This is a genomic window from Streptomyces sp. NPDC093795, assembly GCF_044764665.1.
In the GTDB taxonomy this organism is placed as follows: domain Bacteria; phylum Actinomycetota; class Actinomycetes; order Streptomycetales; family Streptomycetaceae; genus Streptomyces.
The window spans coordinates 254779-267377 of the sequence record NZ_JBIWIO010000001.1 but is presented as its reverse complement, the minus strand read 5'-3'; the positions used below and the strand labels follow the sequence as shown (position 1 = coordinate 267377).

Below are 12599 nucleotides of genomic sequence, written 5' to 3'. Positions count from 1 at the left end.
CGATGTGACCCGTGTCGCACGCACGGTGTCGTGCTCCCTACAATCCGGCCACATGAGCCACCACGCCCCCGGAGTCGCCGCACCCCGACCCGGCCGACGCCGTCACGCCCCCGCACGCCGGGGCCGGGGGACGGTCTGGCTGCTCGCCGCCGGCGGCGTCGCGGTCCTCGGGGTCGGAGCCGCGCTGCTCGCCGGAGGCGGGGGCGGCGGGACGGGCTCGCAGGACGGGGGAGCGCCCGAGGGGCCGCCCGCGCTGATCCAGGCGGACCCGACGGACGGCTCCGACGGCGCGGACGGGGAGCCGGGCTCCCCCGAGGCCTCCGGCTCCCCGGACCCCACGGCCGCCGACGGGCGGAAACCGGACGGGGGCGAGGACGGCGGCACCGGCCCCTCCTCCTCTCCGACGGCCCGGGAACCGGACCGGACGACTGCTCCGTCCGGGGCAGGAGCGGCCACCGCCGGCCCCACGGCCGGACCGGAGGCCGACCCGTCCGCCGACGGCGACGGACACCAGGACAAGCCGGGACGCGGCCGGGGGCAGACCAAGCGACCCAGGTAGCCGGACGAGGGCCACCCGGCGGCGGGATAGGTTGGCACGTCATGTGGGCTATCAGCGCCTCCGGATCCCGGTGGCTGGGTGCGGTCGGGTCCGTCGGCGTCGCCGTGGGCGGGTGGGCCGCCGGGACGCTGCCCGTGCGCGGCGGCTGGGGGCTCTGGGAGCCGCGCGGCTCCTCGCTCGCCCTGGCAGGCGGCCTCCTCGCCTACCTCGGCCTGACCCTGCTCGTCGCCGCCTGGTGGCGCTACGGCGTCCTGCTCGCCCGGGGCCCGCGGGACGGCGTGCCCGCCACCCTCGCCTGTTGGACCGCCCCGCTGCTCCTCGCCCCGCCCCTGTACAGCGCCGACGTCTACAGCTACATCGCCCAGGGCGCCATGGTGCTCGAAGGTCACGACGTGTACGGCGGCGGGCCCTCCGTCCTCGGCCCCGGCGAGCTCGGCGCCGACGCGGCGGCGAGCGTCGGCGGGAACTGGACGGACACCCCCGCCCCGTACGGGCCCGTCTTCCTGCTCCTCGCGGCGGCGGTGGTGAAGGTCACCGGCGGGGCGATCGTGCCCTCCGTCCTCGGGATGCGGCTGATCGCCCTGGCCGCGCTCGCCCTGATCGTCTGGGCCGTACGGGGACTCGGCGGCGGGCCCGGCGGCCGCGCCGGCGCGCTCTGGCTGGCCGCCCTCAACCCGCTGCTCCTCATCCACGTCGTCGGCGGCATGCACAACGACGGCCTGATGATCGGGCTCCTGCTCGGCGGCGTGCTCCTCGCCACGCGCGGGCGGTGGGTGCTCGGCTCGGTCCTCGTCGGCCTCGCAGTGATGATCAAGTCGCCGGCGGCCGTCGCGCTGCTGTTCATCGGCGTGCTGGTCGCCCGCCGGGACGGTGGCGTACGCGGCCTGGTCAAGGGCCTCGTCCTGCCGGGGGCCGTCGCGGGCGCGGTCGCCGCCGGAGCGACGGTGCTGGCCGGGACCGGGTTCGGGTGGCTGCGCACCCAGAGCGTCGGCGGGTCGATCCACACCGCGCTGTCGGTGACCAGCGACCTCGGGCTCGGCCTCGGGCTGCTCGTCGGGGACGACCCCGCGCCCGTGAAGGGCGCCGTGCAGACGGCGGGTCTGGCCGTGGCCGCCGTGGTGATCCTGGTGCTCGCGTGGCGGGCGTGGCGGGGGGCCCTGGACCCGGTCCTCGGGCTCGGCCTCTCGCTGGTGGCGCTCGTCGCCCTGTCGCCGATGGTGCAGCCCTGGTACGTGCTGTGGGGGACGGCCGTCGTCGCGGCGGTCGCCTGGCGCAGCCGGGCGGGGCAGGTGCTCGCCGTCGTCTCGGCGGCGCTCGTGTACGAGACGGCGCCGTCCGGGCACACGCCCTGGTTCGGCTTCGTGGTGGCGGGGGCCGTGCTGGTGGCGGGCCTGGTGTGGGTGCGGCGGCATCCGTGGCCGCCGGCGGCGGACGGGGTGGCGGCGGACGCCGCGCCGGTGGCCGTCGGGCGGTAGGGGACACGCTCGCCCCGTGCGGGCGCGCCTGTCGTCACGCGGGCGCGTGCGTTCGGCAGCGTTTCCGGCGGGCGCTCGCCCCGCGCGGACCCGCCCGCCATCACGCGGACGCCGCCCGCCGTCACGCGTGCGCGTGCGTCCGTTCAGTGTGTCCGGCGGATCGAGCGGCCCGCCAGGACGTCCGTACGGCGGCCGTCCTCGATCACGAACCTGCCGTCGACCAGGACGTGCGGGATGCCCACGGGCAGGGTGCGGGGTGCGGAGTACGTCGCGCCCGCTGCCACCGACTCCGGGTCGAAGAGGACCAGGTCCGCCACGTAGCCCTCGCGGACCAGGCCCCGGTCCGGAAGGCGGAGGCGTGCCGCCGGGCGGCCGGTGAGGTGGGCGACGCACTCCTCCAGGGAGAGGACACCGAGCTCCCGTACGTACCGGCCCAGGTACCGCGGAAACGTCCCGTACGCGCGCGGGTGCGGCTTCAGGCCCTGCAGGATGCCGTCCGAGCCGCCCGTGTGCACCCGGTGCCGCATGATCGCCCGTACGTTCTCCTCGTGGCCCACGTGCTGGAGGATCGTCGTGCCGAGGCGGTCCTCGATCAGCAGCCGGCGGGCCGTCGCCCAGCCGTCCACGCGGCGGCCCGTGAACTCCGCGAGTGCCGGATCCGACACCCCAGAGACCTCGATCGTGTCCCACTCGACCGGCACCCCGTGGCAGCCGTCCGAGCCGAGGACTTCGAGGTGGTGCCGGATGCGTTCGGCCGTCCCGTCGTCCCGAAGCCGCGCGAGCACCGCCTCCGGGCCGCCCTCGCTCGCCCAGCTCGGCAGCACGGCGACCAGGGTCGTACAGCCGGGCGTGTACGGGTACGTGTCCAGGCTGATGTCCGCGCCCGCGTCCAGGGCCTCGTCGAGGAGGGCGAGGAGGTCGGGGGCCCTGCCCCTGTTCACACCGAAGTTCATGGTGGCGTGCGCCAGGTGCAGCGCGCAGCCCGCCTCCCGGGTGAGCGTGATCATCTCCTCGTACGCGCGAAGGGCTCCCGCCCCGTACGAGCGGTGGTGCGGGCAGTAGTAGCCGCCGTACTCCGCCACCACCCGGCACAGCTCGGTGAGCTCGGCGTCCGGCGCGTACATCCCGGGGGTGTACGTCAGGCCGGACGACATGCCGACCGCGCCCTGTTCGAGGCCCTCGGCGACGAGCCGCCGCATCCGGTTCAGCTCGGCCTCGCTCGCGGGGCGGTCCTCCCAGCCCACCGCCTGCATCCTGACCGTGCCCTGGGGGACGAGGTAGGCGGCGTTGACGGCGATGCCCCGGCCGCCGTGCGCGCGGTCGAGGCGGTCCAGGTACCCGCCGACGGTCCGCCAGTCGAAGTCGATGTCGTCGCCGTGGCCGTTCCATCCGGTGATCGCCGTGCGCACCTCCGCGAGCGTGCGGTCGTCGACGGGCGCGTACGAGAGGCCGTCCTGGCCCAGGACCTCCAGGGTCACGCCCTGCGCGGCCTTCGCGCTGTGGTCCGGGTCGCGGAGCAGCGCGAGGTCGCTGTGGGCGTGCATGTCGATGAACCCGGGGGAGAGGGCGAGGCCCTCGGCGTCCACGACGCGCCGGGCGGTGGGGCGCCGGCAGCCGGCCGCCGCGCCCTCCTTGACGATCGCGGCGATCCGTCCCCCGTCGATCGCCACGTCGGCGCGGTAGGAGGGGCCGCTGGAACCGTCGACGACCTCCGCGTCACGGAAGACGAGATCCATGGCCGTCCCCTAGAAGAAGGTGCGGATGTGGTCGACCACCGTGCCGTCCGCCTCGACGAGCGGGATCAGCTGCCACTTGTCGAAGGACGTACAGGGATGGGAGAGCCCCATGCCGACCCAGTCGCCGACCTCCAGGTCCGCCCCCGGTCCGGTGGCGAGCCAGGCGTGCTGGTCGGAGAGGCCGGTCACGGTGATGTCCTCGGCGGCGCGGATCTCACCCGTGCGGGCGTCACGGACCGCCTGCGCCTCCGGGAGGTGCAGGTCGTGGGCGGCGTCCCGCTTGCCCGCGTTGGTGAAGGCCTGCTCGGCGGTGGGGCGGGAGACGACCTGCGACCAGAGGCGGAACGCGGGCTGGAGCGCCCCCTCCTCGGGCATCCGGTTGAAGGGGGTGAGGTTGCGGTACTGACCGTCGTCGTGGGAGACGTACGCGCCGGAGCGCAGCAGCCTGAGGACCGGGAGCGAGAGTTCGGGCAGCTCCGCGAAGACCTCGGCGACCGTGTCGAACCAGGCGCTGCCGCCCGCGCTGACGACGATCTCCCCGATGCCGGCGTCGAAGCGGCCCTCCTTGTCGAAGGCGGCGGCGAGCGCGGTCAGCCGGAGCAGCCAGGCGCGGACCCGCTCGGTGTCCGGCTTCGGCACCTCGCCCTCGTACCCGGCGACGCCGACGAGCCGCAGCGTCGTGACGGCGGCGACCGCGTCCGCGACGGCGGCGCACTCGGCCTCCGTACGCACGCCGGTACGGGCCCCCTCGCCGGCGCCCAGCTCCACGACGACGTCCACGGCGCGACGGGCGCCCGCCGCGCGCAGGGCCTCGTCCATCAGCTCCACGCCACAGACCGAGTCCACGTAGCAGACGAAGCGGAAGTCCGGGTCGGCGTCGAGTTCGGCGGCGAGCCAGCGGAGGGCGACGGCGTCGACGACCTCGTTGGCGAGGAAGATCCGGGAGATGCCGTGGCCGCGGTAGACGCGGGCCTGGTGGGGCACGGCGGCGGTGATGCCCCAGGCGCCGTGCGCCAGCTGCCGGTCGAAGAGCTGCGGGGCCATGGAGGTCTTGCCGTGCGGGGCGAAGGCGAGGCCGTGGCGCTCGGCGTAGGTCTCCAGGAGGCGGAGGTTGTGCTCGACGGATTCGGCGGAGAGGGCGAGTACGGGGGTGGTGTAGCCGCCGGTGAAGAGGTTGCGCCGCTGGGCGGAGAGCTCGCCTACGGTCAGGCCCTCGGCGTCCGGGGGCAGGGCCTTGAAGCGGTGGTCGACGCGCTCGTTCGCCAGGTCGGGCATGAGGCCTCCTCGTCGGTGCGGTGTCGTGTTGCAGGGTGTGCAACACTCATTGCGCATATTGCTCATGGCTGTCTAACATCCGGGCCAAGGCCGGGTCAATGGACCCGTAGGAGTCGCAGGGAGCCCGACAGTGAGCGGACACGCGCCCCCGGACGCGACCACGGACACGTCCGGACCCCCGCCCACGGAACTCGTCTGTCTCGGTGAGTCCATGGTCACCTTCCTTCCCGGCCGCCCGGGCCGCCTCGCCGACGTTCCCGCCTTCACCCGCGCGATCGGCGGCGCCGAGTCCAACGTCGCCTGCGCTCTCGCGGCCGCCGGGCACCGCGTGAGGTGGGTCGGTCGCGTCGGGCGGGACGGGTTCGGTGACCACCTGGTGGAGACGATCGGTGCGTACGGGGTCGATGTCGGCGCCGTACGCCGCGACCCGCACCGGCCGACCGGCGTCTACTTCCGCACCGCCACCGACCGGGCCACCGACGCGCACGAGGTCGTCTACTACCGGGCGGGCTCGGCCGCGTCGGCCATGTCGCCGGCCACCGTCCCGTACGCCTCCGTCGCCGATGCGCGGATCCTCCACCTCACCGGCATCACGGCCGCGCTGTCCGCCGACTGCCTGGCGCTGATGCGGGAGCTCACCGCGCCTCGGCCCGGGCGCCCGCTGGTCTCCTTCGACGTCAACCACCGGCCCGGGCTGTGGGGGAGGGGTGCCGGCGTCGCCGCCGAGGTGCTGCTGGAACTTGCCCGTCGGGCCGACCTGGTGTTCGTGGGGGCGGATGAGGCGGAGGTGCTGTGGGGTGTCGCCGATCCGGTGGCGATCCGGGGAGTGCTGCCGGAGCCGGCGGGGCTTGTGGTGAAGGGGGGTGGGGAGGGGGCGGTGGTGTTCGAGCGCTGCGCGGGTTCGTTCCCCACCCCGCCCCTTCCCGAACCGGGGCTCCGCCCCGGACCCCGGTCCTCAAACTCCCCCTACGCCTGGCGGCGTGGGGGGACCCCCAGACGGGCTGGATCTGCCGCCCACAGGGCCCCCGACACCGTCACCCACGCCCCCGCCCCCCGCGTCGACATCGTCGCCCCCGTCGGTGCGGGCGACGCCTTCGCCGCCGGGTTCCTCTCCGCCACCCTCCGCGGGCTCGACGCGCGAGCCCGGCTCCGGCACGGGCACCTCATGGCCGCCGCCGCCCTCACCGTGCCCGGCGACCTCGCCACACCGCCCCGCCGTGACCACGCCGACCGGCTGGCCGCGCTCGACGAGGCCGCCTGGGGGACACTTCACCTCGGTCCCGGCTGGACGGTGCGCCAGGGCCCCGACCAGGCCGGGGACTACGACGGCCCGGACCCGACCGGGGGCCACCAGGGCCCCGACCAGGAGGTACGTACGCCATGAGCCAGACCGTCGACCGGGCGCTCAGCATCCTGCCGCTGCTCGCCCAGGGCCCCGCCGACCTCGGGCAGGTCGCCGAGCGGCTCGGCGTGCACAAGTCCACGGCCCTGCGGCTGCTGCGCACCCTCCACGAGCACGGTCTCGTCCACCGGCAGCAGGACCAGCGCTACCGCCTCGGGGCCCGGCTCTTCGCCCTCGCGCAGGAAGCCGTCGAGAACCTCGACATCCGGGAGATCGCCCACCCGTACCTCACGGCCCTCAACGAGCGCATCGGGCACACCGTCCACCTCGCCGTGTACGAGGAGGGCGAGGTCCTCTACATCGACAAGGTCGAGAGCCGCTACCCGGTCCGTATGTACTCGCGCATCGGCAAGCCCGTCGCGATCACCGTCGCCGCCGTCGCCAAGCTGCTCCTCGCCGACCTGCCCGAGCCGGAGCGCCGTGCCGTCGCAGGCAAGCTCGACTACCCCCCGTACACCCCCCGTTCGACCCCGAACGCCGCCGCCTTCCTCCAGGAGCTGGCGACCGTACGCGAACAGGGTTGGGCCACCGACCTCGGCGGCCACGAGGAGTCCATCAACTGCGTGGGCGCCCCCATCCGCGGCGCCGACGGGCGCGTCGTCGCCGCCATGTCGGTCTCGGCGCCCAACGTGGTCGTCACGGCCGAGGAACTCCTCTCCCTCCTCCCGCAGGTGCGCGGCACCGCGGACGCCATCAGCCGCGAGTACTCCGGCGAAGCCCCGACGAAGGAAGCCAGCGCATGACCACCGAGAAGACCGCCCTCACCCCCGCCACCCACACCGCTCCGCCCGCGAAGTTCTCGCACGGCGTGAAGAAGGGGAACATCCTCCAGGTCGCCGGCCAGGTCGGCTTCCTGCCCGCCGTCGAGGGCCAGGCCCCCGCGGTCGCGGGCCCGACGCTGCGCGAGCAGACCCTCCAGACCTTCGCCAACGTCAAGGCGATCCTGGAGGAGGGCGGCGCGAGCTGGGACGACGTGATGATGACGCGCGTCTATCTCACGGACGTGGACCACTTCGCCGAGATGAACGCGATCTACAACCAGTACTTCGAAGACCAGAACCTCAAGGCCCCCGCCTCCGCCCGCACAACCGTCTACGTCGGCCTCCCCGCCGGCCTCCTCATCGAGATCGACGCCCTCGCCGTCCTCGGCTGAGTCCGGGGGCGAGGCCAGAACGGCGAAGGCCACGACAGGGCGCCCCGGCGAATCACCGCCGGGGCGCCCTGTCTCACGGACGTACAGGCTGTCAGGTCGTGCAGTACTGCGCCTGCTTGCCGATCGAGCGGTACATGCAGTCCGCGTTCTCCAGGAGTTGGAGGACGGCGTCGCGGTTGCGGCTCGTCTCGCGTTCGATGACCTCGTCGGGCGGGTAGAAGCCGCCGCCCGAGGACGACGCCGGGTACATCTCGAAGGTGTAGCCGAAGATCTTGTGGACGCCCCAGAGGTAGTCGTCGATCGAGCCGTCCGTGATGTAGAGGTCGCTGGACTGCTCGGGCGTGTAACCGTTGCTCGCAGCCATCTTGCCGCCGACGGTCGCGAAGGCGTCCCGGTCGTCCTGGGTCATGCCGGGCGCGGTGTTGGCGGTGGTCCAGCCGAAGGGCCAGAGCACCAGTTCGCTGTACGTGTGGAAGTCGATGGCCGCGGTGATCTGCTGCTTGCCGCCGACCACCCGGGAGCGGACGAAGTCGGCGACGACCTTCACCTCGGGGGCCGACTCGGGGGCCGTGCCGCGGTACGTCTCGGAGCTCTTGGAGCCGGAGGAGCCGCCGCAGCAGCCCCACTTGTAGTTCCAGTTCCGGTTCATGTCCGTGCCGATGTACGACGAACCGGAGTTCGGCTGCCGGTTCTTGCGCCAGCTGCGGTAGGAGCCGCTGGCGATGTCGTACTCGCCGCCGTCCGGGTTGAGGTCCGGGATGATCCAGATCTCGCGGCCGTTCACGGCGCCCGTGACCCTGGAGTCGCTGCCGTACCCCGCGCCGAGTTCGCGCAGCAGGTAGAGCGCCATCTCGACGGTGAGGTGCTCGCGGGCGTGCTGGTGGTGGGTGAAGAGGACCTCGGGCTCGTTCTCGTCGGTGGCGACGTTGTCGCTGATCTTGATGGCGACGATGTCCCGGCCCTGGTACGACTTCCCGATCACCTGCTTGCGCATGATGGACGGGTAGGCGGCGAGCCGCTGGTCGATCTCCGCGTTCATCTCCGCGTAGTTGTGGTACCTCGCGTCCGCGGAGGGGAAGTCGAGCGGGCCGACGGAGTGGTCGTGCTCGCCCTCGGTCGCGCGGTTCGGCGGGCCGGGAAGCGCGACCGGCTTGTAGCCCAGCGCCTTGAGGTTCCTGAGCTGTTCGGTGTTGGCGCTGACGACGACCGAGCGGGCGTCGACCTCGTCGATCGAGACGCCGGTGGCCAGGAGCGCGGTGCGGGCGGCCGGGGTGGAGGGCCCGGCGACCTCGTACTGCCGGATCACCTCCTCGGCCCCGACGGCGATACGGGCGGCGGTCGGCGCCGGGTCGGCCCCGGCGGGTGAGGAGAGGGCGGAGAGGGGCGCCGCGAGGGCGAGCGCCACGAGGGCCGCGAGGGTGGCGGACCTTCTGCCGCGGGTGGGACGTCGCATGCTGTCTCCTGGGTGGGGAGTGTGGGGGTGTGCGACAAGCTCGTGCGGGTGTCCGGCCCACATGGTGGCGCCATGTCATGGACCGGTCAAGATGACGAGTTCGGCCATACTGTCCCGCGTGGGGACCCTCATCGGCAGATACGTCATCGAACACAAGCTAGGCGAAGGCGGCATGGGCACCGTCTATCTGGCCCGATCGCGCGGCGGGCGTGCCGTCGCCGTCAAAGTGGCCCGGCCGGAACTCGCCGCCGACCCGTCCTTCCGCGCGCGCTTCCGCGCCGAGGTCGCCGCGGCCCGGCAGGTCGGCGGCTTCCACACCGCGCAGGTCGTCGACGCCGACCCCGACGCCGAGGCGCCCTGGCTCGCCACCGCCTACATCCCCGGCCCCACCCTCTCCGCGCTCGTCCTCGCCCAGGGACCCATGGGCGAGGAGCGGCTGCGCTCGCTCGGCGCCGCGCTCGCCGAGGCCCTGGAGGCCATCCACGCCTGCGGGCTCGTCCACCGCGACCTCAAGCCCGGCAACATCGTCATGGCCTCCGACGGGCCGCGCGTCCTCGACTTCGGCATCGCCCGCGCGGTGGAGTCGACCCGGCTCACCGCCACCGGCTCCGCCTTCGGCACCCCCGGCTACCTCGCCCCCGAACAGGCCCTCGGCGAGGAGGTGACGGGCGCCGCCGACGTGTTCGCCCTGGGCGCGGTTCTCGTCGCGGCGGCCGGCGGACGGCCCTTCGGGGACGGTACGCCGATGGGCCTCATGTACCGGGCGGTCCACGAGGCCCCGGACCTCGCCTCCGTGCCGGAGGCGCTGCGCGGGCTCGTCGGCCGCTGCCTCGCGAAGAACCCGGCCGAACGGCCCACGCCGGAGGAGATCCTGGACGAGCTGGGATCGGGGGTGGGGGTGATGCCTGTCGCTGCCTCTGATCCTGGGCCTGCGCCTGTGCCTGTGCCTGCGCCTGCGCCTGATCCTGTTCCGGCTTCCGCCGACGCGGTTCCCGTGCCTCCCTACGCGCTGCCTACGCAGCCTGCCGACATCGCCGTCCCCGGCTTCGTACCGCATCCCGCCACCCTCTTCGTACCCCCGCAGCCCTCCGTACCGCCGCTGCCCGCGCCGGACTTCGTCGCCGCCGACCGGAGCTCCGGGATCGCCGTCGACGCGGACGGGGTGTCGCTGCAGCTCTTCGGCGAGGAGGCCGACTTCGCCTGGGCCGAGATCGGGGCCGTACGGTACGAGCGCGTCCGGCGCGGCCGGGCGCTCCGTGTCGCCGTCCACCTCTACGACGGCTCGGTCTTCGACTGCGAGGTCGACGGCCGCCGTGCCGCCCGGGTCGACGAGTGGATCCTCCGGCTCGACCCGGTGCTCGCCCGGTACCTGCCCGTGTGAGGGAACGGCGCAGCGCCGCCGGGTGAGCGGCGGCGCTGCGGTGTGACGTGTGCGTGCGTACCGTTACGGCAGGTTGTGGACGTGCGGGCCGACCGCGTTCGACCAGGCGTTGCCGGCCGTCGCGTCCCAGTTGGTCGACCAGGTCATGGCGCCGCGCAGCGACGGCCAGGTCTGGGCGGGCTTGAAGGTGCCGCAGCCGGTGCCCCTGGTGAGGCAGTCGAGCGCGTTCTTCACGATCTGCGGGTCGACGTAGCCGCTGCCCGCGCCCCGCGTGGAGGCGGGGACGCCCAGGCCGACCTGGGACGGGGCGAGGCCGCCCTGGAGCTGGATGCAGGCGAGCGCGGTGAGGAAGTCCACCGAGCCCTGGCTGTACACCTTGCCGTCGCAGCCCAGCATCGAACCGCTGTTGTAGTACTGCATGTTGACGACCGTGAGGATGTCCTTCACGGTGAGCGCGGTCTTGAAGTACTCCGTGCCCGTGTTCTGCATGTCGATGGTCTGCGGGGCCATCGTCAGAACCATGGAGGAGCCCGCCTTGGCGGAGAGCTGGCGCAGCGCCTTGGTCAGGTAGGTGGAGTTGATGCCGTGTTCGAGGTCGATGTCGACGCCGTTGAAGCCGTACTCCTGCATCAGGGCGTACGCGCTGTTCGCGAAGGCGGTCGCGGAGGCGTCACTGTTGATCGTGACGTTCCCCTTCTCGCCGCCGACCGAGATGATCACGGACTTGCCGGCCGCCTTCTTCGCGGCGATGTCGGCCTTGAAGTCGGCGACCGAGGCGTAGCCGACGGCCGGGTCGAGGTTGAAGACGATCTGCCCCGGCGTGGCCGTCGAGTCGGCGAAGGAGACGGCGATGATGTCGTACTGCGCCTGGACGTCCCGCAGCTTCTGGACCGTGGCGCCGTTGTTGAAGTTCTGCCAGTAGCCGGTGAGGGCGTGCTTCGGCACGGCCGGGCCGGGGCCCGGGTCGGTGACCTTCGCGGTCCGCGCCGAGACGGCCGAGGACTTCGCGGACTCGCCCGCGGAGTTCGTCGCGGCGACCTGGAACTGGTACGCGGTGTCGGCGGTGAGTCCGGTGACGGTCGTCGACGTACCGCTGACGGTCTGCGGGTTGGCGCCGTCCCGGTACACCTTGTAGCCGGTGGCGCCGGAGACCGCGCCCCAGCTGAGGGCGACCGAGGACGAGGTGACCGTGCCGGCGGCGAGGCCGGCCGGGGTGGACGGGACGACCGGGTCGGGGTCCTGGCCGCCGCCGCCGTCGGGACCGAAGACGCTGACGTCGTCGACGAGGTAGGGGGAGGTGCCGTACCAGCCGTGGGTGTAGATCTGGACGGAGGTCGTGCTCGCCCCGGTGGTGAAGGTCGTCGTGAGCTGCTTCCACGCGGCGCTGTCGGGCGTCCAGGTGGAGACGTCGGTGGTGCCGGTGCCGGTCGCACCGAGGTAGGCGTAACCGCCCTGGACCCAGGCGCTGAGCGTGTACCTCGAGTTGGGCTTCACGGTCACGGTCTGCACGCACTTGGCGTTGTCGAGCCCGGCCGGGGTGGCCCTGAGGGCGCCGGCGCCGGTGCGGACCGGGGAGGAGACGGCGGCGCCGCTCCCGGCGGAACAGGCCCAGTTGGTGAGGCCGCTCTCGAAGCCGGCGTTCTTGGCGACGTTGACGTCCGCCGCCTGCGCGGTGCCGGCTCCGCCGACGAGGACGAGCCCGGAGCCGACGGCGAGCGCGAGCGCTCCGCCGAGCCAACGGCGGCCTTGCGTGGTGGCCTCGCGGCGGGTGGTGGTGCGGTCCACGTGCATCCTCCGGTGGGGGAGTTGGGGATGTGGAGGTGCCGTACGTCTTCGTCGTCGTACGGAGGGCTCGTACGGGGTACGAGGCTGTACGGGGGGTGCGGGGGTACGGATTCGCGGGAGGTGCGGACGGTGGCCACCGTTGTCGGAACAAGCTGGTCCAGACCAATCGCGTTGTCAAGACCTCTGGCAACAAGCGCTGTTCGCGCGGAACCCGGGTGCGCCGAGCGGCTCGAACCCCGAGCCCAAAGAAATGGGGACAGGTTGGCGGATTGTGTGTTCACCACCCCGGGGGACGTGGATAGGGTGCAGAGGCGGCAGCACCCTGCGGTGATGCCGTGAACGCGGTAAGTGATCCACGGCCCCCGTGAGCCCGGAGGCCG

The 12599-nt window shown here is 73.3% G+C and carries 10 protein-coding genes; 6 read left to right on the top strand and 4 right to left on the bottom strand.

Going from position 1 to position 12599, the window contains the following annotated elements; genetic code table 11:
* The first annotated feature begins 52 nt into the window (after positions 1-52).
* Together ACIRB7_RS01190 and mptB are read left to right on the top strand one after the other, a co-directional pair.
* On the top strand, positions 53-559 hold the full coding sequence (locus ACIRB7_RS01190) for a hypothetical protein (protein WP_403590618.1): 507 nt from the start codon (positions 53-55) through the stop codon (positions 557-559).
* A 41-nt stretch (positions 560-600) separates the two neighbouring features.
* Entirely contained in the window at positions 601-2034 is a 1434-nt protein-coding gene (gene mptB / locus ACIRB7_RS01185) for a polyprenol phosphomannose-dependent alpha 1,6 mannosyltransferase MptB (RefSeq protein WP_403590616.1), read from the top strand.
* Between the two features lie 143 nt (positions 2035-2177).
* Here mptB and ACIRB7_RS01180 read toward each other — a convergent pair whose 3' ends face one another.
* Entirely contained in the window at positions 2178-3770 is a 1593-nt protein-coding gene (locus ACIRB7_RS01180) for an amidohydrolase family protein (RefSeq protein ID WP_403590613.1), read from the bottom strand.
* A 9-nt stretch (positions 3771-3779) separates the two neighbouring features.
* On the bottom strand, positions 3780-5045 hold the full coding sequence (locus ACIRB7_RS01175) for an alanine racemase (protein ID WP_403590610.1): 1266 nt from the start codon (positions 5043-5045) through the stop codon (positions 3780-3782).
* A gap of 130 nt (positions 5046-5175) precedes the next feature.
* On the opposite strand from ACIRB7_RS01175, the gene ACIRB7_RS01170 reads away from it, so the two are divergent.
* Genes ACIRB7_RS01170 through ACIRB7_RS01160 form a run of 3 tightly spaced genes read left to right on the top strand, consistent with a single transcriptional unit; the run spans position 5176 to position 7600 of the window.
* Positions 5176-6429: a sugar kinase gene (locus ACIRB7_RS01170; protein ID WP_403590607.1), complete on the top strand. Its 1254-nt coding sequence runs from the start codon at positions 5176-5178 to the stop codon at positions 6427-6429.
* Entirely contained in the window at positions 6426-7190 is a 765-nt protein-coding gene (locus ACIRB7_RS01165; RefSeq protein ID WP_403590604.1) for an IclR family transcriptional regulator, read from the top strand. Before ACIRB7_RS01170 ends, ACIRB7_RS01165 begins: the two co-directional genes overlap by 4 nt.
* On the top strand, positions 7187-7600 hold the full coding sequence (locus ACIRB7_RS01160) for a RidA family protein (RefSeq protein ID WP_403590601.1): 414 nt from the start codon (positions 7187-7189) through the stop codon (positions 7598-7600). The genes ACIRB7_RS01165 and ACIRB7_RS01160 overlap by 4 nt, the downstream gene beginning before the upstream one ends.
* Before the next feature lie 91 nt (positions 7601-7691).
* Here the strand turns inward: ACIRB7_RS01160 and ACIRB7_RS01155 are convergent, their stop codons facing one another.
* Positions 7692-9053 (bottom strand): M14 family metallopeptidase, encoded by a 1362-nt coding sequence (locus tag ACIRB7_RS01155; RefSeq protein ID WP_403590598.1) that lies wholly within the window; start codon positions 9051-9053, stop codon positions 7692-7694.
* Between the two features lie 91 nt (positions 9054-9144).
* Between ACIRB7_RS01155 and ACIRB7_RS01150 the strand changes: the two genes are divergently transcribed.
* A complete protein-coding gene (locus tag ACIRB7_RS01150; RefSeq protein ID WP_403590595.1) occupies positions 9145-10434 on the top strand; it encodes a serine/threonine-protein kinase in 1290 nt (429 codons plus the stop codon).
* A 63-nt stretch (positions 10435-10497) separates the two neighbouring features.
* On the opposite strand, the gene ACIRB7_RS01145 is transcribed toward ACIRB7_RS01150, so the two are convergent.
* A complete protein-coding gene (locus tag ACIRB7_RS01145) occupies positions 10498-12225 on the bottom strand; it encodes a chitinase (RefSeq protein ID WP_403590592.1) in 1728 nt (575 codons plus the stop codon).
* Positions 12226-12599: the final 374 nt, after the last annotated feature.